Source organism: Streptomyces sp. NPDC047981 (assembly GCF_040653315.1).
In the GTDB taxonomy this organism is placed as follows: domain Bacteria; phylum Actinomycetota; class Actinomycetes; order Streptomycetales; family Streptomycetaceae; genus Streptomyces.
Window position 1 is genome coordinate 1 of sequence record NZ_JBEZNQ010000059.1, and the last position, 23020, is coordinate 23020.

Sequence of the window (23020 nt, forward strand, 5' to 3'; positions counted from 1 at the left end):
GGGAGCTCCACCCGTGGGCGATCCCGCGGCGTCGGCGCGCGCCCGTCGCGGCGGCGAGCGGGACCGCGGCCGGGACCGTCTCCTCGCTCCCCGCACGTCGGGGCCACCGCGCGCGTTCGAGGACGTCGTCGCCACCGTGCACCGCCTGGTGGCCTCGCCCGACGCGGCCACCGCCTTCGTCTTCGAGGACGTCGACCACCATCTCCCGCCCGGGCAGCCCGAATCACAGCAGGGGTATCTGCGCCTGCGTGCCGCGATGACGGACGCCGTGACGCCCCGCTCGGCCCCGGGTCCGGCCCCGCACGCGCGCAACGCGGTCCTGTGCGCGGTCGGTGATGTGGGACGGCTCCCGGGCTGGTTCCACCTGGAGGACCCGAGGATCGCCGCGCTGCACATCGGCCCGCCCGACCCGAGCGAGCGTCGACTGTGGCTCACCTGGCTGCGCCGGTACTTCAACGGGGCCCAGGACTCCACGCGGACCGAGCTCGAAGCCCTGGTGGGGGCGACCGACGGCATGGCTGCCTGGGACATCGAATCCCTGGCCAGGACGTCGTGGCTGCGCAACGCGCCCTTGCGGAAGCCGGACAAGCTCCTGGAGCTGCACCGGCTCAACGTGAGCGTCGACCCGTGGACCCAGCTCGACCGGGAGACCGTCGCCGGGGCCGCCGAGGTCCTCGGCACCCGGGTGGTCGGCCAGTCCACGGCCGTGCGCGCCGTCGCCTCCGCCCTCCAGTCCGCCTTCGTCGGGGTCGACTTCGGCAGCTCGGGCGGCGCGCGCCCCCGGGGCTCGTTCTTCTTCGTGGGTCCGACCGGTGTCGGCAAGACAGAACTCGCGAAGTCCGTGGCCGAGTTGATGTTCGGTGACCAGAGCGCCTACGCCCGCTTCGACATGAGCGAGTACCAGCAGGAGCATGCCGCCGAGCGGCTGGCCGGGGCGCCGCCCGGCTTCATCGGGCACGAGCAGGGCGGCGAGTTGACGCGCCGGGTGCAGGAACGCCCGTTCAGTGTGCTGCTCTTCGACGAGATCGAGAAGGCCCACCCGAAGGTGCTGGACAAGTTCCTGCAGATCCTGGAGGACGGGCGGCTCACCGACGGACGCGGCCAGACGGCGTACTTCTCCCAGTGTCTGATCATCTTCACGTCCAACACGGGGGCGGAGCAGGTCCGGAGCCTGCTGGAGGAGCGGGGCGAGCTCTCGTACGCGCAACTGGAGGCGCACTTCAGCCGGGCGGTGGAGGAGAAGTTCCGGCAGATCGGCCGGCCGGAGATCTACGGCCGGCTGAAGCCCGGGGTGGTGGTCTTCGACATGCTGCGCCACGAGCACGTGGTGCGGATCGCCGACAGGCTGCTGCGCCAGCTCGCCGAGTCGGTCCGGGAGCGTCATCAGGTGGAGCTGGTCCCCGACACGGACACCCTCCACCCGTGGATCACGGAGCGCATGGCGGACCCCGAGCACCAGGCGTACGGAGGCCGGCAGATCCGCAACGAACTGGAGCTGGTGCGGGCGGCCGTCGTCAGCCATCTGCTGACGCACCGCCCGGAGCCGGGCAGCCGGATCCGGGTCGGCGTCGGGACCGACGGCACGGTACGGATCGCCCCCGACGGCACGGCCCGGTTCACCGACGAAGGGAGCGTACGAGCATGATCGCCATCGATCTCGGGCACCGCTTCGGGCGCCTCGCGCGGGTCGGCCCCGAGGGGGAACCGGAGGTGACCACGACCGACCTGGCCGGGGTGGACGGTGTCCTCGACCCTGGCCGCGCGCTGCCCCTGCTCGTCCCGTCCGGACCGGTCGACGCACGCGCCCTCCCCGTGGACCCGGACCACTCGATCGCGCTCGGCATCCCGGTCTCGGGCGGCCGGGAGGACGAGCTCCGGTACGCGGTGGAGCGGGCCGGCCTCGACGTCGCACGCGTCGTGCCGGAACCGGTGGCCGTGGCCCTGCACTACCGGGCGGTCGCGGAGGGCGTGGACCACACGGTCCTCGTCTGCGACCAAGGGGCGACGACGCTCGACCTGAGTGTCCTGGCGATCTCCCCGGACCTGACCGTACGCCTGGTCCGCGCCGTCAGCCTCCCACTCGGCGGTGTGCACTGGGACGAGGCGGTCGCCACCGGGCTCGCCGAGCGCCTGCCGACGGGGGTCGATCCGATGCGGGCGGCCGAGTCCCTCCGCCGGGCCCTCGACGGCTCCGACCGGGCCGTCGAGACCTTCGAGGACAGCGCGGGCGTGCGCCATGAGGTGACGCTGCACCGGAGCGACTTCGAGCGGGCGGTGACTCCGCTGCGGAACCGTCTGTTCGCCGCCGTCTCCGATCAACTGGCCACCGCGGAACCGGCCGTGGACACCGTACTGATGGCGGGCGGTATGTGCGCCGAGCCCAGGATGCGGGCCGAGATCGAGGAACTGCCCGCCGCGCAGGGGCTGACGGTACGCTGCGACCGCCCCGAACTGGCCACCGTTCTCGGGCTGTTGGCCCTCCACGACTTCGGCATCCTGCGGGTCGTCGCCGGGCCGGCCGCCCGGCCGGGGCGGGCGGAGACCGGATTCGCCGACTGGCGCGACACCTACCCTCGGGTGGGCGTCGGGCACTCCGAGGACTCCTCGCTCGACACCGAGCCGGGCGGTGCCGCGACCGACCCGGAGCCGCGCGCCGGGCGCCGGCGGGCGGAGGACCCCGAACCCAGGGGACGGCAGAAGGGCTCCCCGGTCGGCCGCGGAACAGAACAGGCACCGCCCCCTCCCCCGTCGGCCGCCACGACCGGGCGCGCGCCCACGGCGGACACCGGCGCGAGGCCGCCCGCGGCGGCCCCGTACGCCGGCCCGCTGAGCCCGCCGCGCACCGAGACGCCGCCCCCTGCTCCCCCGCCCGCCGAAACCCCGCCCGCCGAAACCCGGCCCGCCGAACCGTCGTACACACCGCCCTCGTCCGCCGACTCCCCTCACACCGTGTCCCCGCCCACAGAGGCCGCCACCGCCGACACCACTGGCACTGCCAGCACTGCCAGCACCACGGGCAGCAGCCCCGGCGGAAGCGACCCGTACGATCCCCCTGCCACGGCCCCCGCCCCCGCCGGCTCTCCTCTCGATCCGCAGACCGCGTTCGCGGTCCCCGTCGATCAGCTCCAGGCCATCCGGCGCGGCGACCATCTGCTCGTCCTGTGGGCGTGGCCCGCCGGCGCCCTGAGCGCGCGCGTCCGCTGGCGCCGGGAGGGAACCCTCGCCGGGGCGGGCCCCGGCCGAGGCGACGAGGTGTGCCGGCGCCGGGTGTACGAGCACGACGGCGGGTTCGACCTGGCCGTCGGCCGCGGGGCCGTCACCGTCACGGTGGAGGCCCTGGTCGCGGAGCTCGGCGACGGCTGCGAAGGAGCCTCGTCGCTGCTCGTCCCGCCCGCGCCGACGCTCGTGTCCTACGAGCCCAGCGTGCGCCGTCGGCTCACGGGCCGGTCGGCCTCGGTCACCTTCACCTCGGAGACCGGCTGCGACCTGCCCGGTGTCCGGATCGTCCACAGCCTCGGCCGGTTCCGTCCCACCAGCACGGCCGAGGGCACCGTCCTGCACGAGGTGCCCGCCCAACGTCTCCCGGCCGGCACTCCCCTGACCGTGGAGTTCCCGCTGCCCGCCACGCGCGGCCCGTCCTGGCTGGTCTGCTTCCCGGCCGACGCGGACGCGGGCACCGACACCGGCATCGACATCCGCCCTACGGCGCTGCACAGACTGCGAGTCACCTGATGGCCAAACGTCTCACCTGCCCCTACTGCTACGAGCACTTCACTCCGCGCGAGATCCGCTTCCGCTGCAACAGCCGTCTGAGCAAGACGGGCAAGCAGTGCGAGCGCCGCCGCGACGAGATCCTCGACCAGCGCAAGGGTCCGCGCCGCAGCCACGACCTCGGCCCCGACTTCGCGGCGGACGGGCGCAGGCCGACAGCGGTCTGCGCGGGCTGCGACGGCGAGACCACGTACCGGATCTGCCCGGTGTGCCACTCCGAACTGCCGGTTCAGTTCGGCATGGTGGACAACCGGCTGATCGCCATGGTCGGGCCGAAGGCGTCCGGCAAGACCGTCTACATGACCGTGCTCCTCCACGAGATGCGCAACCGGGTCGGCGAGGCGTTCGGGGCAGCCCTGATGGGTTCGGACGACGACACGATGCGGCGCTTCGGCTCGGACTACGAGGACCGTCTGTACCGCGACAACCAGATGTTCCCCGGCACCCAGACCGCCTCCACCACCCTCAACCGGGTGGACCCGCTCGTCTTCCGTTTCGGGCTGCGCCGACGCACCCTTCTCGGGGAGCGTCCGCAGCACACCGTCCTCTCGTTCTTCGACACCGCCGGCGAGGACTTCAGCTCCCGGGAGAACGTGGAGCTCAACACCCGCTATCTGGCCGGCGCCGACGGCATCGTGCTGCTGCTCGACCCGCTCCAGATGCCGGGTGCCCGCGACAACGCGCTGCCGGGTACGCCGCTGCCGGGGACGGAGGGCCTCGACACTCCGATCAACGTCCTCTCCCGGGTCACCAACCTCCTGCTCGCGCCGCGCTCCGGCCGATCGGCGCAGAAGATCGACACACCGATCTCGGTCGTCTTCTCCAAGATGGACGCCTTCTGGCACCTGCTCGATCCGGGCAGCCCGCTGCGCGACTACGCGCCCCCGCGGGACCGTTTCGACGTGAGCGACAGCCTCGACGTCCACGAGGAGGTGCGACGGCTCCTCAAGGACTGGGACGGGGTGGCGATCGACCAGCTGCTGGACAACCACTTCACCCGCTACCGCTACTTCGGGGTCTCCGCCCTCGGCCGCAACCCCACCCCCGACGCCCGGGTCGCGCCCACCGGCATCCAGCCGTACCGGGTGGCCGACCCCTTGCTCTGGCTGCTGAGCGAGTTCGGCTCGGTGCCGAAGGCGGGCCGGGGATGACGCGGTTCGAGCAGCTCTACTACACCTCCTGCGAGCACGGGCTCACCGGGTACTCCGGGTTCCAGTTCAACGCCGTGAGCGCGGGTGTCACCGTCGAGACCCGGCAGGCCGTGGAGGCTCTGGCCGGGTACGAGCCGCCCCGGGCCCTGGTGGAGTCGGACACCCCCGAGGAGCTGGAGCGCTGCCCGGTCAACCTCTGTTACCGGCCGTACGACCGGGCGGGGCGCCGTGCCACGGCGGTGTGTGTGCGGTACGTGGGCCGTGACTCCGCTCGCCGCTTCGGCAACTACTTCGCGCACGGCCTGCACAGCGAGGACTTCGCCACGGCGGCGGACGGAGTGCTCCCGATCGAGTGGTGGAACTCGCCGTCCTGGACGCGCGAGGTGTCACCGAGCACGGAGATCCCGGCCCTCGAGGCGCCCCTGCCGGGGCCGATGGACGTCCGGTCCGTGCGCGAGTTCCTGCGCGCCCATCCCCACGCGGACAGGCTGCCGGAGCTGCTGGCCGCCGTGTTCGCCGCGCTCGGCGAGCAGGGCTCGGTGGTGGTGGTCGACCGTTCGACCGACCGGATCGCGCACTGGTTCGCCGCCATCTCCTACCTGCTGCCTCCCCCGCTGGCCCGTGGGCTCTCCTTCGCCACCTACGTCTTCCGTCCGGCCACCAGTCGGCTGCACCTGATCGGCACGGTGCCCGAGGCCCCGCTCGTCTTCGGCCCCGACGACGAAGCGGCCTACACGGTCTTCGACTTCGCGCGCGGGACCTTCCCCGAGGTTCCCGTCGACTCCCTGGCCCGTCTCCTCACCAGGATCGGTGTCGGTTCGGTGCGGCCCGTCTGGTCCTGGACCGCGGACTACGTGCGGGGAGGGGAGGAGAGCGTGGAGGACTGGCACGCTCCCGTCGCCGCGGCGGCCGCCTCGGGGGGCATTCCGCTCACGGCGGTCGACGCCCACGCGGTGATCGACTGGCTGACCGGGGCCGAGCACCTGGGGGCGCGCCGGGCGGCCGTCGCCGCGGACATCCATCGGGAGCACCGCGACCTGGACGACCGCCGGCGGTCCGCGCTGAGCGCCGCCGCGAAGGCCGGTGGGGATCTGGCGGTGCATCAGGAGATCGAGGGCAAGCTCCACGCCTCGCGCATGGCGGCCTACGCGGCCGCCGCCGAGGACGCCGTCAGGCCCGTGCCCATCACCGACCCGGTGACGCGCGACCGGGCCACCGCGCTCTGGGGGCGTCTGATGGACGCCCCGGGTCGGACCCCGCGTGAGCGGACGCGCCTGCTGCTGTGGGCCGTGGGCGCCGGCCTTCCCGTACCGTCGGCGGTCCTGATCGTGCAGACGCTCACCCTGGCCAGGGCACTGCTCGGAACCCTCAACGCCGCCCCGAAACTGCGCTCGGAGGTGACCGACCTCCTCGCCTCCCTCCCGGTGATGCGGACATCCCTGGCGACAGCCGTGGAAGAGGTGCTGGAGCAACGCGCGGGACAGGAGCAGCTGTTCTCCCAGTTCCCCGCCGAACTGCTGCGGGAGGCCGACCTGGCGGACCGCCCTCTGCTCCAGGAGCACCATCTGCGCGCCCGGGCCGAGCGCCGGCCCGCGGAGACGGTCCCGATCATGTTCAAGATCCTTCGGATCCGTGCGCAGGCCTCGCCCGACGAGGAGCTGCTCCGCGGCCTGTGGCGGCAGTCCACGCGAACCTGGACCCATCAGGAGGCGGTCCGCATCGCCTCGGAGCTGCCGGCGGAGGGCCCGGTGGACGAGGCGGTCGGGAAGTGGCTGGAGCGCGCCCTGTGTCAGCCGATCGCGGACGACGACGCCTTGGAGGACTGTCTCCATCTGTGCCGGCTGCTCACCCGTCCGAGCCGCTTCGCCTGGCTGCCGCAGAGCGCCGGGGAGTACGTAGGGATCACGCTGGAGCTGGACGACTGGCTCCATGACGCGCGCGAGGCCACGGAACTCGTGGACGCGTTCGCCGTCCCGAAAGCCGGATCGTGGGCCGCCCCCGCGGCGCTCACACGCCTCCGTCTGGTGCCCGCCATGCTGCGCCTGCCCGCCGACTCCGCACGGCTGCGCGGGCGACTGACAGCGTTGAGCAACCGCGAACTGGATCGATACCTGTCGGCCGTGGGCCGGAAGGCGACGGGCGACAAGCCGATCGACGACATCGCGCTCAGCCATGTCGCAGCCGTCGTCGCGCTGCCCAGGGGGGCCATGGTCTCCCAGGCCCACGCCCAGCGGATCGAGGAGATCCGGACGGGGCCGGTGGGGCGCTGGCACGTCTCGGACCTCGCGCGGCTGGAGCGCGCGGTCCGGCCCCTGAGGGCCGAACTGGCCGACCGCTATGCCGAGGACGTCGAGGAACGACGGCGCCGCCCGTGGAGCCTGCCCCGGAACTTCCCGTTCGCCACCCGCCGTACGAAATCCGTGCCCTCCTCCGCCTCCACACCCGCTCCCGGAGGCGCACCCGACTCCCCGGCGGACGAGAACTCCCGGCACGAGAAGGAGCGGTGACCGGTCATGGCTGAGATCGTCACGTTCGTCCTCGTCCCCGCCGTCTACCTCGTCGCCCTCTGCGCCTTCCTGCCCTTCGTCCCGCTCATCGCCGCCCTGAGGGGCCTCGCCCTCGTGGTGCAACTGCTCGCCCGGTACGGGAACACGGTCGTCGGAGTCCTCCACCGGCGCACCCCCGAGTTCCGGACGCTGCCGCCCTACCGTCCGCAGGACGAGGAGGTGAAGGCGTACCGCAACTACTTCTTCGGGCCCGCCTTCCGCGACCTGCGCCAACTCCTCACACTGGCGCGACGGTCGTACGCCACCACCGTCCGCGACGCGTTCCGTGCCGTGACGTCACGGCAGTTCGTCGCTCCGACGCGCTCCCGCGCGGTGACCGTGCCGTACGGTGTGGCGCTGTACCTGGGGCTGAGCGTGGGCACGGTGCTCGCGCCGCCGCTGATCGGTCTGCTCCTGCTGCTGCACGCCACCGTCCTGACGCTGCTCTCGGCCGGGGCCCGGCTCATGGCCGGGGCCCTGCGGACGGTCGACCGGGCGTTCCTCGCGATGAGACGGCTTCGCTCCGGAATGCTCTGCCCGCACTGCTTCGAGCGCGTGCCCTACCCGGCGTACGACTGCCCCGGCGCCACCTGCCGCCGTCGGCACATGGACATCCGGCCGGGACGGTACGGCATCTTCCGGCGCCGCTGCGAGTGCGGAGGCCGCATGCCGACGCTGCTGATGCTGATGAGCCGGAACGCGCGGCTCCAGGCCTACTGTGTCCACCCGCACTGCGGCAAGCCGATGAACACCGACGCGGGCCACATGCCCGAGGTGGTGATCCCGCTCATCGGCGGACAGGCGGCGGGCAAGACCCAGCTGATGGCGGCCATGCTGCTGTCCCTGGAGCACGCGGCGGCGCACGGCGGCCCCTCGCTGAGCCTCGCCGACGAGGAGTCGGACGCCCACTACCAGGTGCTCCGCGAGGTCCTTCGCATGCGGGGCCACACCCGTGCCACCCAGCGGGCGCTGCCCCGGGCCCACTCCTTCGTCCTCGGCCGAAGCCGCTCCCAGCGGCTCGTTCACCTCTTCGACACGGCCGGCGAGAGGTTCGTCGATCGCGAGGACACGGACGCGCTGCGGTACGCGCGAGCGGCGCGGACCTTCGTCTTCGTCCTGGACCCGATGGCGGTCAAGGCGTTCTGGACCACGATGGAACCCGCTCCCGGCCCGCTCCTCGACCGCACCCTCGGCTCCACGGTCGACCCGGAGGAGGTCTTCGCCCGCTCGGTCCAGGCGGTGGCCGCGATGGGCGCGCCGCTGGACCGTTCCCGGCTGGCCGTCGCGGTGAGCAAGACGGACCTGCTCAGCGAGCACGGCCTGGCGCCGGCCCGCCCGGAGGACAGCGACGCCACCCGGACCTGGCTCCGCGAGGCCCTCGGCCTGCACACCCTCGTCCGGGCCATGGACCTGCACTTCCGCGAGGTCCGCTTCTTCCGCACGGCGGCCGTGGCCCACGAGGAGGCCGGTGTGGACGCCAGCGTCACCGAGTTCGTCGACTGGTGCCTGCGCGGCTGACCGCGAAGGGCCCGCACCCCCGTGGGGTGCGGGCCCTTGTGGCCGTGTGCGGGCTCTACGAGGCCGTCCAGTCCGCCGGGACCGGCAGGCCCCAGTCCTCGCAGGCGCGGACCATCACGGCGCGGACCTCCGGGCCCGCGTGGGCGTAGGAGAGCGGTCCGTCCCGGCCGATCAGGTAGTCGCCGGTCAGGCCGCCGAGAAACTCCCGTACGACCGGCTCGGGCGAGGCGGCGACCCGCTCCAGGAAGGAGAAGGAGCGCCGCAGCACCTCCGACCGCTCCGGGCCCGGCTCCGCCGCCAGGGCGGGCAGCAGGACATCGTTGAACAGGTCCCAGAGCAGGCCGTACACGTCCGTCCTGACCGTGTCCCCGTCCGCGGGGTCGCCGGTCAGCTCGACGGCCGCGCGGACCTTCTCCGCGACCGGCTCACGCATCTCGGGGAAGACGTCCAGCATCTCCCCGAGAAACGTGCGCGATGCGATCGGTTCCGTCACCACGTGCTCGATTTCCTTACGCGATACAGGCGGCCGGGTTGGCACACGGATCGGCGTTGAGCTCGTCCGCCATCCCCAGGGGGTCGAAGATATCCTCGACGGTCTCCCACAGGCCGTCCTTCACTCCGTGTTCCTTGATGTTCCCGGCCGCCCCGCCCACGCCGGTCAGAACGCCGCCGGCGATGCCGAACGACTTCATGAAGCCGCCCAGTCTGCTCGGGCTGCCCGTGGCCCTCGGCCTCGGTTTGGGAGACCGGTCCTTGGGATTGACGGCGAACTTCTGGCCGGTGATGTCGGACATGGCCTCGGCGCTCAGGGCGGTCTTGCGGCTGGCGAGGAGGCTTCGCTCCTTCTCCGGGTTCGCCTTCACGTTCGCCGTCATCCTGCCGTCGATGTCCTCGAGGTTCATGGCGTTCCAGAGGTCCTTCGCCTCGGCCATGGCGAGCTTGCGCTCGGAGTCCGTGAGGATGCCCTTGCCGGTGTCCATCCGCGCCTTGCGGTCCGCCTCCACGAGTTTGGACAGACGCGTCATCAGGTCGGGGACCTTGGGGACGTGCCACCTGCCGTTGACGGGCTTGCCGTAGTTCAGCTCGTGGATGAACGCCGTCGCGGCCTTTCCGTCACCGGTGATCTTCGACCCCGGCCTGACCTCCCGAAGGTAGATCGAGTTCAGGATCTTCTGGAACTCCGTGTGCTTCACCACCGGAGGCTTGGCGAGCGGCTTCTTCAGGCCAGGGTTGGCGTGCAGACCGATGCCGGTGAGCTGCATGAACATCTTCTTGACCTGCTTGAAGAGGCCGAAGAAGAACAGACCGGTCGGGTCGCTGTTGGTGATGGGGCTGTTGTTGCTGTACGCGTACCCGTTCATCTGCAGCGGGTCGGACAGGTCCACCACGGGGTCGGCGGAGATGAAGCGCCCGGTGGACGCGTCGTACTCACGCGCCCCGATGTGGGTCAGACCGCTCGGGCTGTCGATGCCGACGCCGAGGTACGACCGGCGGTCGACCCAGGCAGGCTTCGGTCCGCGCACCTCGCCGTAGGGCTTGAAGGCCCTGCGGGTGACGGGCTGGTTGGTGGTCTGCTCGACCGCCGTGGTGGCGGTGCCGAGGTGGTCGGAGAGCAGCACGGTGAGCTTGTGGCCGGTGGTCGCGCCGTTCACCGTGGACCGGACGACCGTGGGCGCGCCCTGCTGGGCGTAGCCGCGCGTCGCGCGGGTGATCTTCCCGGCGGCGGTGGTCAGTTCGGCGCCGTCCAGGTTCAGCACGCTCCCGGAGGGGGTGCTCTCCAGGATGCGGTTGCCGTCGGCGTCGTAGACGTACTTCGTCGTGACGCCGCCCTCGGTGAGCGTCGCGAGCTTGTTCTCGCGCGTCCACGTCAGGTCCTGCGTGGTGGTGGCGAGGTCGCGCTTGGTGGTGTTGCCGTAAGCGTCGTTGACGTACGAGCTGCCGCCGCCGGCCGGGGCCGTCGAGACCCAGGACAGGGTGTGGGGCTGGGCGGTGTACGACGGCGAGGTGCCGTTGCCCGTGACGAGCTTGCCGTACCCGTAGGTGAACGTGACGTCCTTGGTGGCGTCCTTGGTGTCGTGCTCGACCAGCGAGGCGCGGTTGCCGAGCAGGTCGAAGCGGAAGGACTGCCAGTAGGAGGTGGCGCTGGTGTCGAGGGTCCCGGTGGCGGGGGCGCCGGAGGCCAGCGAGGCCGTCAGCACGCTGTCGGGGCTCTCGCCGTCGGTCACCTGGTCGGGAGCCTCGGCCACCGGGCCGGTGGAGGGCCAGCCGTCCGTGCGCGGTCCCCAGGTGGCGCCGTTCGCCGCCTTGCAGCCGGTGCCGTCGCCCTGTGGCGTGAGGCTGGACGTCCAGGCCTGGGTGAGTTCGCCCATCGCGTCGTAGGTGAAGCACTGGGTGTCCCGCGTCGTGACCGTGCCGTCCGTCACCTTGCGGGCGAAGCCGGTGATGTTGCCCGCGATGTCGTACGCGTAGGTGCTGTCGGAGATCCGGTGGGAGTTCGCGGTCTCCCGGTCGGCGACCGTGCGCTGGAGGCGCCCGGTGTGCTGGTCGACGAAGTTGGTCGTCCACACGCGGTAGGGCTGCGGCCCGGTGACCGTGCGCAGCGGCTCCCCGTACGGCGAGTAGGTGATGTCCGAGGTGTACCAGGTGTGCCCGGAGGTCGACTCGGCGAGGCCGTCGCTGTTGTAGCGGGTGATGACCTTCTCCGTGGCGAGGCCGCCGGCGGCCGGCAGGGTCACCGAGAGCGGCTTGCCCGTCGGGGTGTAGCTGTAGGCGTAGCCGTACGTGCCCGAGACGCCGGTGGTCATGGCGTTGGCGGGGATCACGACCTGACGGCCGGTGGGCTGGTAGCGCGCGTCGAATCCGGTGACGCGGGTGATGTAGTCGCCGCTCGCGTCGTGACGGATCGAGGAGGACCGCTGGCCGATGCCGCCGGTGACGTCGTCGTAGGTGTACTCCTTGGTGGGCGCCGAGCCCGTCGTGCCCTCGCGGACGGCGACGACGCGGCCCAGCTGGTCGTAGGAGGTGTGGATCGCGCCCCGGAGGTCGGTGACGCTGGTCTGGCGGTCGGCCTTGTCGTAGCCGTAGGAGATGTCCCCGGTGTCGGGGTCCGTGGCGGAGGTGATCCGGCCGCGGGCGTCATGGGTGTAGGTCCAGGCGTTGCCCGCCGGGTCGGTGACCTTGGTGCGGTTGCCGCGGGCGTCGTAGCTGTAGCGGGTGTCGCGCCAGCGGCTGGTGGCGGTGTTCGTGTAGTGCTGGATCAGGGTGATCCGGCCACGGGCGTCGGTCCAGGTGTTGGTGGCCGGCATGGCGCCGCCGGCCGGCCGGCTGTAGGTGTTGGTGTCGCCGTAGGTGGTCGTCGACCAGAACGCGGTGTCGCCGCCGTGGTAGGTCGTCGCCCTGACGGGCCGCTCCAGACCGTCGTAGCGCGTGCGGACCAGGCTCGGGACGAGCGCGTCGGACACCCGCTTGAACTGGGCGGCCTCCGGCTCTCCCTTCGCCACGTACGCGCCGGTCTGCTCGCCGACCAGGCCGTGGTCGTTGTAGCGCGTGTCGACGATGATCCGGCCGGGGCCGTGGGCCTCGCGCTGGGTCTGGACGGCGCGCATCAGGCCGTCGTAGACGGTGACCTGCTTGGCGTAGGTGCCGTCGTCCTTGATGCTCTGCGTGGTCACGGCCGTCGGCCTGGTCACCGTCGCGGAGGTGTCGGCCATCTGGTAGCCGATCATGACGTCCGGCGTCTGCGTGCCGGAGGAGCGGCCCGTCGACCAGCCCTTGACCAGCCGTCCGAAGGCGTCGAACTCGCTCCGGACGACCTTGCCGTTGGGGTCGGTGACGGTGAGCTCGGAGCCGCGGCCGGGGTCGAAGGTGCGGACGGTCGCGTGCCCCTTGGGGTTGATGACCTTGACGCTCGTGACCGCGCCGCCCGTGTCGCCGGGGGTGTACTGGGTCTCGGTCGTGCCGACCTCCGGCTCGGTCACCTTGCGGGTCCGGCCCAGCGGGTCGTACGTCGTCGTGGTGACGACGGAGTGCGAGGTGCCGGCGCCGTCGATCTCGGCGCTGGAGGTGACGAGTCCCTTGGACGGGGGAGCTCCCCATGCCTGGTCGTCGTAGGAGATGCGGACCGAGCTGATCAGCTGCGTCGCCGGGTCGGCGGACGCCTGGGTCGCGCACGAGGTCGCCGTCTTACGGGTCGACGAGGGAGCGCCGATGATGTGCGCCGTGGTGTTGTGGAGCAGCGTCGTCGTGGTGCAGTTGTAGTCGCTGAGCGTCTCGCCCGTGCCGTTCGGCTTGACGACGGCCGTCTGCATCTGGACGGGGATGCCCCAGTCGGGGTCCGCCTCCGTCTCGGTGCGGACCGCCTGCCAGCCGCTGCCGACCGTCTGGATCGCGTCGGAGCGCTGCACGCCGGTGCGGTACGCCTTGAGCGGCGGCAGGCCGCCGTCGCGGGTCCGCGAGGCGGTCTCCTTGGACCAGGGGAACGTCAGGGTGCGCTTGACGATCCGGCCGCCGGATCCGTCGTACGCGATCGTCTCGGCGGGCATGCCCGCGTACTGCGCGGCGTCGTCCGCCACGAGCGTGACGGCGTCCTTGGAGTCCTTGACCACGCCGCCCGCGCCGCGGAAGTACCGCACGACGGAGCGGGACTGGGTCTGCGGGCTGCCCGTGGTGGGGGTGTTCTTGCTGCCCTTGACCGTGGAGACCTGCCGGTAGCCGCGCCATTCGCTGTAGGTGCGCAGGGCGGGCTTGGTGAACTCGTCGTCGCTCTTGGCCCAGGCCGCGTCGGCGTAGTCGTAGCGGTGGGTGATCCGGTCGGAGACACCGGTGATGCGGTCGGTCTCGGTCACCGTGTGCACGACGTACTTGTTGAACCAGGCGAGGGCCGGCTTCTCCACCTCGCCGTCCGGGGACCAGCGCAGCGGGAAGCAGGTGCCGTGGTTGTCCTCGGGTGCGACGGTGGGCTGGACCTTGCAGCCGCCCTTGTACGTGACCTCGATGTCACCGCCGTGCTCGGTGGAGACGGCGCCGATGCGCGGGCGGGTGAAGCCGGGGCGCGCGTCGGTGCTGCTGCGGGGGACGAGGTTGGGGAGCTGCTTGTCCTTCAGGTAGCCGCTCAGCGGGTGCGCGGTTCCGGTGCCGACGATGTACGGCTTGAAGGAGACGCCGGACTTGGAGAGCAGGGTGCCGCTGGTGTCGCCCGGCTTGAAGCCGTAGCGGGTCACGGAGTTCAGCCACAGGCCCGGCGCGGTGTCGTACCAGTCCCGGGGGAACGAGTGGTTGAGCAGGAAGGTGTCCACCTTGGCCAGGCCCGTGGTGCCGGGCCGGTGGGCGTAGGTGGTGATGCCGCCGAGCCGCAGACGGTTCCAGAACGAGGGGAAGCCGGGGCAGAGCTTCGAGCCCGACTTGCAGTTGAGGTTGCCGGGGCTGTCCCACCAGGGGCGGTAGGAGGCGGGGTTCTTGGTGTCGTCGAACTTCTCGGAGGCGCAGACCGTGTCGTCCTGCACGCACCGCTGCCAGAGCAGGAAGTCGATCTTGGCCGCCGGCTCGGCGCCCAGCGCGCCTTCGCGCAGGCCGTACTCGATGGAGTCCGGGAGGCCGCCGCGGTCGTACTTCTCCGGGGTCTTGAACTTCTTGTTGACGGCGTAGTAGTTCGTCGACTTGTGCCAGTTGACGATCATCACGTTGCCGTGGACGTCGACCACCTTGTCCAGGCCCCAGTGCCAGGCCTGCTGCTTGGTGGCGTCGTCGTTGCAGCGGGAGGCCGCGAAGGTCTCGGCGTGGCACGGCTCACCGGGGTGGTTGCCGAAGACGGGGACGGTGAAGACCGACTGGGTGTCGGCGTGACCGTCACCGATCTTGTTCAGGCCGTAGTAGTACCGGGTGCCGTCGGTGGTGGTGACGACCCAGTACTCGCCGTTGTTGTCGCCGTTGGTGCCACCGGTCTTCAGCTCGACGCGGGTGCCGTCGTCGTGCTGCGGGCGGTAGATGTTGCTGGTGCCCTCACGGACCAGTTCGAGCGTCCGGCCCTGGTGGGACATGACGGCGTTGTACGAGACCCAGCACAGGTCGGAGGTCTTGGCCTTCTTCGCCGTGTTGTTCGGCTCGCCGGCCGAGGTCGCCTCGCGGTCGTCCTTGCAGGTGCGGTAGCGGCGCTCGATGTGGCCGGGGTCGTAGTCCCAGCCCTCGCCGATCCAGGAGGCCTGCGGGGAGGAGGTGGCCGTCCTGCCGTCCACCGCCTGGGAGTTGTAGTCGAAGGAGATCTCCGGCGAAGGACCGGCCGGCGCGGACGGCACCGCGACGGGGTACGACCAGGTGAACGCGCCGGAGGAGGTCCCGGCCTCCCACTTGCCGTTGGAGATCAGCGGGGTGGCCCGGAAGGAGCCGCCTTCGCCCATGCCGGAGTCGACGGCGCCGACGACGGCCCGGTCGCCGCTCGCGGCGACCTGCCGCACGCCGGCGGAGCGGACGTAGGAGGCCTGGAAGACGCCGGACGGCGGGGTCACGGCGCGCGGGGCGACGGCCGGGGTGACCGTGCCGTCGGCGGCGGTGTCGACGGTCGCCGTGATGGTCCTGGTCCTGGTGTCGTTGACCGTCTCCAGCTCGTCGTAGGTGCGGCACTCCTCGACGTCCGGGGTCGTGAGGTAGCACTCGGGGAACTGGACGAACGTCAGCCGGGAGGCCCAGTCGGCGCCGTAGAGGTTCTGGTACGCCTTGTAGTCGAGCTGCACGGAGACCGGGACGGAGCCGGTGGCGGGCGCGGTCACGGTGACGACCGCGCCGTCGACGCTGTCGGCCTCGGGCGCGGTGCGGGGGTAGACGCCGACCTCCCACGTGCCGGTGGGCGTCGCGGCGCCGGGCGCCTGGCCGAGCTTCACGGGCAACGTGCCGACCGGCTCGAGCTCGGCCTGGGTGACGGTGGAGCCGGCGGTGGCGCGCGCGGTGGAACCGGTGATGGAACCCGCAGTGGCGCCCGTGGTGAAGGCTGCCTGACGCACGCCGCCTTCGCCGGAGGCGGCGGAGACCTGCTGCGGGGCGGGGTCGCCGAAGGTCACGGCGGCCGTGCCGCCGGCCGGCGGGGTCGCGGTGCCGGCCGGAGCCTCCTCCTGGTCGGCGGGCGGCGCGGCCGCGATCGTGTCGAGGCCCGCGTTCCGGGTCGCCCCGTCGACCTGCTTCTCCTCGGGGAGGTTCTCCAGGACCAGTTCCTCGCGAGGCACTTCGGCCTTGGACGGGTCCGGCGGCAGGGCGGCGGCCTGGGTCGGCAGAAGCGTCAGCAGCAGAGCGGCGCCTACGGCCGGAACCACTGCGGTACGCAGGCGCTTTCGGCGCGCGGACAGGAAGGCAGGCACGGGTGGGGTCCCCCCGGACGACATGAAGCGGCGCCTGGGCGGACCGCAGGTGAGGCCAGTGAACGCGGCAATTCTGTGTGTGAGTTGCGGATAAAGACCAGACGGAAAGTGATCACGTGGTGATGATCACAGCCATACTTCGGTCGAATGGGAACAGCACCGCTCGAACCATTTCAGGGGACCCGCAATCGCCAGTCCGACGAGGTAAGCGGCGTTTCCCGCCGCGCCGGACCAAGCGCAATCAACTGCCTCAATTCCCGGAGATTTTCGTCCGGATATCGGGCGGGAACGTCCCTCTCGTCCGTCGCCCCCCGCTCCTCACGCCCGGTCGCACGGCCGACCGGGCCTGGCGAAAGGCATCCGCCCCCGTGCGGAGATCTTGTGAGCGTCGCGTGACGACTGATCCCCCGTAAGCCATGATCTGCAGGCATCCGTCACGCCGTGGCGCGCTCCGCCGCGCCCGCGTGACCAGCCACAGGAGCCCGGTCGGCCGTCTGCCGTACGCCGGTTCTCGAGGGGGAAGGAACCTCGCTCATGACGAGCAGATGGCGCCGCGTGCCCGGGCGTCGACCGGTCGCGGCCGTGGCGGCCGCCGTCGTGGTGGCCTCGGGCCTCACGTACGTCGGACTCGACAGCGGTCCCGAGGACCGTCGTGCGGACGCGGCCCCGCGCACCAGGACCGGCGCTCCCCTGAGCGAGTCCGACGCCGGCGCGCTGGCCCGGAAGACCGGCAAGGCCGTCGAGGCCACCGCGATGCGCACGGCGTACTCGACCACGTGGGCCAGGCCGGACGGCCTGATGCAGCGGCGGATCCACGCCAGCCCGATCCGCGCGAAGGTCGACGGGGTCTGGAAGGCGATCGACACCGATCTGAAGCGGGTCGACGGCGGCTGGGCGACCGAGGCCACCAACGTCGGCGTCCTCTTCTCGGCCGGTTCGAAGGGCAAGGGCGGGCAGGGCCAGGAGGGCGAGCGCGCCTCGCGGGCCGGTGCGCAGCGCGTCCCGCTGCTGCCGGGCACACCGGCCGGCGCCCCCATGGCGGCCGCCGCCGCGGGCAACGTGCTCGCCACCCTCACCGTGAACGGCCACGACATCGTGCTGACCTGGCCCGACGCCGTGCCCACCCCGATCATCGACGGGCCCCGCGCGCTCTATCCGGAGATCCTGCCCGGCGCCGATCTCGTGCTCACCGCCGACGACGGGGGCTTCGCCCAGCTCCTGGTGGTGAAGAACCGTCAGGCCGCGGCCGACCCGCGCGTCGCACGGCTCGCGTACGGGCTGTCCTCGCCGGACCTCAGCTTCAGGCTGGACCCGACCACGGGCGTCGTCTCCGCCACCGACACCGGAGGCCAGGACATCGCCGAGTCCCCCACGCCGCTGATGTGGGACAGCTCGGGCACGCCCACGTCCACCGACGGCGGGGGCGGCACCAGCGCCTCCCCCACGGCCTCCGAGGTGATCCCCTCCGAGTCGCCGGTCCCGACCGGTGAGCCCGAGGAGACACCGACCGCCTCTGCGGAGCCGACGGACGGCATGAACGACGGCGACCAGGGCGACACCTTCAACGAGGTGCTTCCGGAAGCCACCGACGAGGCCGCGGATCCGTCCGTGATCGGGGAGATCGAGGGGTCCGCGCCGCCCGTCCCCGCCGAGCCGACCCCCGAGCCGACGCAGACCGGCTCGGCGGCGACGCTCACGCTGCCCGGGGTCAACGGCCCCCAGCCCGACTCCAAGGGCACCCTCGTCGGGACGGACCTGGAGGGCTCGGACTGGGTGATGACCCCGGACCAGGACTTCCTCGGCGACCCGTCGACGGTGTACCCGGTCTTCATCGACCCCTCGGTCAAGAAGCACACGAACGACTGGACGACGGCCTACAGCCGGCACCCGAACGCGAGCTTCTACAACGGCAAGAACTTCAACAAGGGCGGCACGCACGAGGCCCGCGTCGGCTACGAGTCCGACACCTGGGGCACCTCGCGGTCGTACTTCAGCATCGACTGGGACCCGGACCTGAAGGGTTCCACGGTGCACAGCGCCAAGCTGCGCGCCCTGGAGACGTACTCGTGGTCGTGCAGCGCGCGCAGCATGACCGTGCATCTGACCGGCTCGATCAGTTCGAAGACGAACTGGAAGAACGCGCCGTCGATGAACAGCGGCAACAAGATCGGCGGCGGTAGCTTCGCGCACGGCTGGAAGTCCTCCTCCTGCCCCGACGAATGGGTCGCGTTCGACGTCAAGTCCTCGGCGAAGAAGGCCGTCGACGGCGGCTGGAAGACGATGACCGTCGGGTTCAAGGCGTCCGACGAGGGGTCCCAGTACTCCTGGAAGAAGTTCCAGGCCAACGGCGGCCAGGACCCGTTCGTCGACCTGTCGTACAACCGCCCGCCGACGACCCCGACCGGTCTGGTCCTCGACCCCAACGAGGTGCGCTGCGACACCACGTCCCCGTACCTCAACGTGGGCGCCTCCTCGATCACCCTCTGGGCGAACAGCACCGACAAGGACGGCAACCTCCAGTCGCTCCACTTCGAGCTCTGGCCGACCGGCGGCTCCACCACCAACCTGCTCGGCAGCAAGGGCAAGGTGTCCGTCGGCAGCCAGACCGGCTCGGCGAAGGTCCACACCGATCCCTTCTCCACCAGCGGGCTGAAGAACGGGACCACGTACTCGTGGCGGGCCAAGGCCGTCGACAAGTTCGGCGCGACCTCGTCGTACTCGCCCAGCAAGACGCCGTGCCGCTTCGTCTTCGACAACTCCAAGCCGTCGTCGCCGACCGCGACCTCGGCGCAGTTCCCGGACGCCGACGCCAAGGACAACGGCTTCGAGAACGACTCCGAGGACTCCAAGTGGAGCACGGTGAAGTTCGGCACGGCCGGCTCCTTCACCTTCAAGGCGGCCCAGACGGACGTGGTGAAGTTCGAGTACGGCTTCAACCAGGCGTCGTACCCGTTCTCGGTGGCCCGGACGAACGGCGCGCCCGTCACGACGGCGACCACCGTGAGCAACGTCAAGCCTCCGCTCGCCGGGCCGAACGTGCTGTACGTACGGGCGGTCGACGACGCGGGACACCCGTCGGAGCCGACGAAGTACCTCTTCTACGTGACCCCCAGGGACCAGGCGGACCAGCCGGGCGACTTCACCGGTGACAAGCTGCCCGACCTGATGGTCGTGGACGGCAACGGCAATCTGCGCCTGTACCCGTCGGAGTCGACCACCGACCTGCTGAAGGGCACCGGCGACCTGGACTACTCCATGTCGGGCTCCTACCGCGGCAACCCGGCCAAGGACCCGAACGGCGACGACGGACTCCCGCAGTACGTCTCGGCGCCGTCCGGCTACTGGAAGAACACCCTGATCACCCACCTCGGCGACGTCTACGGCGGGGACGGTCTCCAGGACCTCGTCGCACGCCGCGAGGGCAAGCTGTGGGTCTACCCGGGCGACGGGTACGGCGGCGTGAACATCGACAAGCGACAGGAGATCCTGCTGCCGTCGAACGCGCCGGCGCCGGACACCATCACCCAGATCGTCTCCGCGGGCGACGCCACGGGCGACGGCAAGACGGACTTCTTCCTGAAGGTCGAGGACGCGCTGTGGGCCCTCGTCGGCTACAACGGCGCGAGCATCGAGACGGCCGTCCGGCTGTCCAGTTCGCCCTGGCTCGAGCGGGACATCGTCACCGTCCAGGACATCACCGGCGACGGTGTGACCGACATGGTCTACCGCACCGACGTGTCGGGCCGCCTGCTGCTCCGCACCGGCAAGAAGGACTCCGACGGCAGCGGCGTGGACATCATGTCCCTGGCCTCCGCGGCCAACTCCGCGACCGGCACGGACGACCAGTACGGCGCCTCGGGCTGGGGGCGCAGCAACATCCGGTTGTTCTACGGCACCCCGGACGCCAACGGCGACTCCATCCCCGACATCTGGACGCTGCGGGTGGACGGAGCGGTCCGCTTCTATCCGGGCAGCCGAGTGGCGCTGGCGGGCAGCGGTGTCGAGATCGTCGGCAACAGCGACGGCGTGGGCTGGAAGAACAAGCTCGCCATCGGATGACGTGACGCGCGCCTTCCACACCGGTGGGGCCCGGCCGACTCGGCCGGGCCCCACCGGGCTTTTCGGTCGTCCGGTCAGCGTGCCAGTCGGGCGAGCGCGGCGAGGACCGGCGCGACGCCGTCCTCCGCGGCCAGCCGGCCGGCCAGCGCGTGGGCGCGCGCCCGATGGGAGCCGTCCTCCGTCGCCCGGCGCAGGGCCGCGGCCAGGGCCCCGGAGGTGAGCCGGCGCAGCGGCAGCACTCCGGGAGCCGTACCGAGGGCGGTGAGCCGGGACGCCCAGAACCCCGCGTCGAACTGGACCGGCACCGGAACGGAAGGCACCCCGGCCCGCAGGACGGCGCCCGTCGTGCCCGCTCCCGCGTGGTGGACGACGGCGGCCGTCCGGGGGAACAGCGGTGCGTGCGGGACCTCGTCGACGGTCAGGATGTCGTCGCCGACGGCGTCGAGACCCGCCCAGCCCCGCTGGACGATCCCCCGCACTCCGGCCGCGCGCAGCGCGGTGACGATCTCGCGGCTCACCCGCTCGGGATCGGGAACGGTGGCGCTGCCGAGACCGACGAAGACCGGCGGGGCTCCGGCGGCGAGGAACTCCTCCACGTCCTGGGGCAACCGCCCGGTCTCGTACGGCCACCAGTACCCGGCCACGTCGAGCCCGGCGGGCCAGTCCCGGGGCCGGGGGACGACGAGTTCGCTGTAGCCGTGCAACACCGGCGCCGCCGGCCGTCCCCGGGACCGGCCCGCCGCCACGAGGCCGTGCCGGCGCCGCAGTGACCGTACGGCGTCGGCGAACAGCAGCTCCACCGTCGCCATGACGGCCCGTCCGCTCACCCGGTTTCCCACGGTGCCCAGGGATCGCGTCCCGAGGACCGGGGCGGGGAACTCCCCGGTCGGATGCAGCGGCTGGAGGTGCAGCCCCAGGGCCGGCACGGACAGGCCCTCGGCGATGGCGTACCCGAGTGGCCCCAACGCCCCGCCGACCAGCAGGACCTCGCCCTCCCGCGCCACCTCCACGAGCGCCGCCGTCATCTCGTCGGCCGCTCCCCTGGCCATGGACGCCAGCCGTACGAGCTTCCCCGCACCGGTCCGCGCGTCATGCAGCCGTCGCCCCCGCGCGGAGCGCAGCTCGGCCCGCGGGTCCACCGGCAGCGGATGAAACCGCACCCCTGACCCGGCCACCAGCGGCTCGAACATCGCGTGCGTGGCCAGCGTCACCTGATGCCCGGCCCGCACGAGACCCGCCCCCAGACCCGTGTACGGCGCGACATCGCCCCGCGACCCCGCCGTCATCACCACGATGCGCACCCGGCCAGTGTGCCCGACAAAACCCCCACACCACAGAAGACCGGCCGGGTACCGTGCCGTTGACAGCCGTCACGTCAGGACGACGCACCCCCGCCCCTCCAGCTCACCGAGGAGCGGCAGGCGGGGATCGACCTCGTTCCACCGCAGATCCAGCGCAGGTGCTCGATCCTGTTCCCACGGAGCGACGCGGATCGCCGACGGTCCGGACGAGAACAGCATCGAGGTCGGTGCGGTCCACCCGTGATTCCTCCGACACGCCCTGGGCCGCTGAGTACTACGAGGACGACGAGTCGCACAGCGCGCCGGGGCAGGCCTCCTGGCGTTCGGCTACCAGGACCCGGCCGCCGGGGCGGGCGCGGGCGTCCGGGTGTGGCGGCCGGACAGGGCCATGCGGTTCCATGTGTGGCGGCGTCCGCGGATCGCGACCGAGTAGGCGTACATCACCTCCGGGTCGCACATCCCGGGGATGTACGAGTCACCGAAGTGGTGGGCGTCGAATCCGGCCTCCTTGGCGTTGAGCGCCAGCTGCGGCACCACGTCCGCGTGCGCGCCCTCCTGGCTGGTGCCGATCGCGCCCATCACGACCGCCCCGGCGCCCTGCACCGCCGCGACCGCCTCGGCCGCCAGCTCCCGGGTCACGCCCGGCAGCGTGCCCGGCAGCGGCATCACCACCCCGTCGGCCCCCGCCTCGACGAGCGCGGTCAGCCGCCCGGTGGTCACCCGCTCGGGGTACCCGGCATGGTGCATCTTCCCCGACCAGACCGCCGCGTCGTCCCCCAGCCCGGCGCGCAGCTCCTCGGTCACCCGCGCCATGGCCTCGTACGAGCCGCCCGTACCCGGGTTCGCGGTGACGCACAGCAGCGCCGCGCCCATGCCGACCAGCCGCTTGGCGTACTCGGGCTTCGCCCGGCGGATCTCCGGCACGTCGCCCGGCTCCAGGTTCACCCCGATCGGTCGGCCGATCACCTGCGCCAGCTCGGTGAAGGAGGCGAACTCACCCAGTCCTGGCAGCCGCAGCCGCTCGCCGTCCCAGGCGCGCTCGATCAGGTTCAGTACGACGATGTCGGCGCCGAAGGCGGCGACCAGCTCGGCGTTGTGCACGCCACGGCCGTCGGGGTACGGGGAGAGCGCGGCCCGCTCGGCGAAGACCTCGGCGACCATGGTCCGCCCCTCGGCGGCCGCCACGGCCCGGGTCAGCGCCCGCCCTCGCAGGGCGGCGAGCTGGTCGCGGTCGAGGTCGAGAATGCGAGGTTCAGTCATGGTTCGACCCTAGCTGGCACGGAATGACGCAAAGCCTGCCATTCGGAAGGAGTGACAGGGCCTTCGGTCCC

At 71.8% G+C, this 23020-nt stretch carries 10 protein-coding genes; 6 read left to right on the top strand and 4 right to left on the bottom strand.

The annotated features are described in order from the left end of the window. The 5 genes from AB0E14_RS28490 to AB0E14_RS28510 all read left to right on the top strand — a co-directional run. A partial coding sequence (locus AB0E14_RS28490) for an AAA family ATPase (protein ID WP_362424184.1) occupies positions 1 to 1645 on the top strand: 1645 nt, incomplete at its 5' end. Continuing rightward, a complete protein-coding gene (locus AB0E14_RS28495) occupies positions 1642 to 3732 on the top strand; it encodes an Hsp70 family protein (RefSeq protein WP_362424187.1) in 2091 nt (696 codons plus the stop codon). The genes AB0E14_RS28490 and AB0E14_RS28495, both read left to right, overlap by 4 nt. Beyond that, positions 3732 to 4922 carry a hypothetical protein gene (locus AB0E14_RS28500; protein WP_362424190.1) on the top strand — a complete coding sequence of 397 codons (1191 nt, stop codon included), beginning with the start codon at positions 3732 to 3734 and terminating at the stop codon, positions 4920 to 4922. Before AB0E14_RS28495 ends, AB0E14_RS28500 begins: the two co-directional genes overlap by 1 nt. After that, positions 4919 to 7429, top strand: coding sequence for a GTPase-associated protein 1-related protein (locus AB0E14_RS28505; protein ID WP_362424193.1), 2511 nt, complete (start codon positions 4919 to 4921; stop codon positions 7427 to 7429). Before AB0E14_RS28500 ends, AB0E14_RS28505 begins: the two co-directional genes overlap by 4 nt. A 6-nt stretch (positions 7430 to 7435) precedes the next feature. Next, positions 7436 to 8986, top strand: a complete 1551-nt coding sequence (locus AB0E14_RS28510) for a hypothetical protein (RefSeq protein ID WP_362424196.1) — start codon at positions 7436 to 7438, stop codon at positions 8984 to 8986. Positions 8987 to 9041: 55 nt separating this feature from the next. Here the strand turns inward: AB0E14_RS28510 and AB0E14_RS28515 are convergent, their stop codons facing one another. Further along, positions 9042 to 9482: a hypothetical protein gene (locus AB0E14_RS28515; protein WP_362424199.1), complete on the bottom strand. Its 441-nt coding sequence runs from the start codon at positions 9480 to 9482 to the stop codon at positions 9042 to 9044. A 13-nt stretch (positions 9483 to 9495) separates the two neighbouring features. Next, complete coding sequence (locus AB0E14_RS28520) at positions 9496 to 16353, bottom strand: RHS repeat-associated core domain-containing protein (protein ID WP_362424202.1); 6858 nt, start codon at positions 16351 to 16353, stop codon at positions 9496 to 9498. Positions 16354 to 16863: 510 nt separating this feature from the next. Between AB0E14_RS28520 and AB0E14_RS28525 the strand changes: the two genes are divergently transcribed. Then, entirely contained in the window at positions 16864 to 20388 is a 3525-nt protein-coding gene (locus tag AB0E14_RS28525; protein ID WP_362424205.1) for a DNRLRE domain-containing protein, read from the top strand. Positions 20389 to 20462: 74 nt separating this feature from the next. Here AB0E14_RS28525 and AB0E14_RS28530 read toward each other — a convergent pair whose 3' ends face one another. Both AB0E14_RS28530 and AB0E14_RS28535 read right to left on the bottom strand, forming a co-directional pair. Continuing rightward, entirely contained in the window at positions 20463 to 21674 is a 1212-nt protein-coding gene (locus AB0E14_RS28530; protein WP_362424260.1) for a glycosyltransferase, read from the bottom strand. Between the two features lie 342 nt (positions 21675 to 22016). Continuing rightward, positions 22017 to 22949, bottom strand: a complete 933-nt coding sequence (locus AB0E14_RS28535) for a hypothetical protein (RefSeq protein WP_362424208.1) — start codon at positions 22947 to 22949, stop codon at positions 22017 to 22019. Positions 22950 to 23020 lie beyond the last annotated feature (71 nt).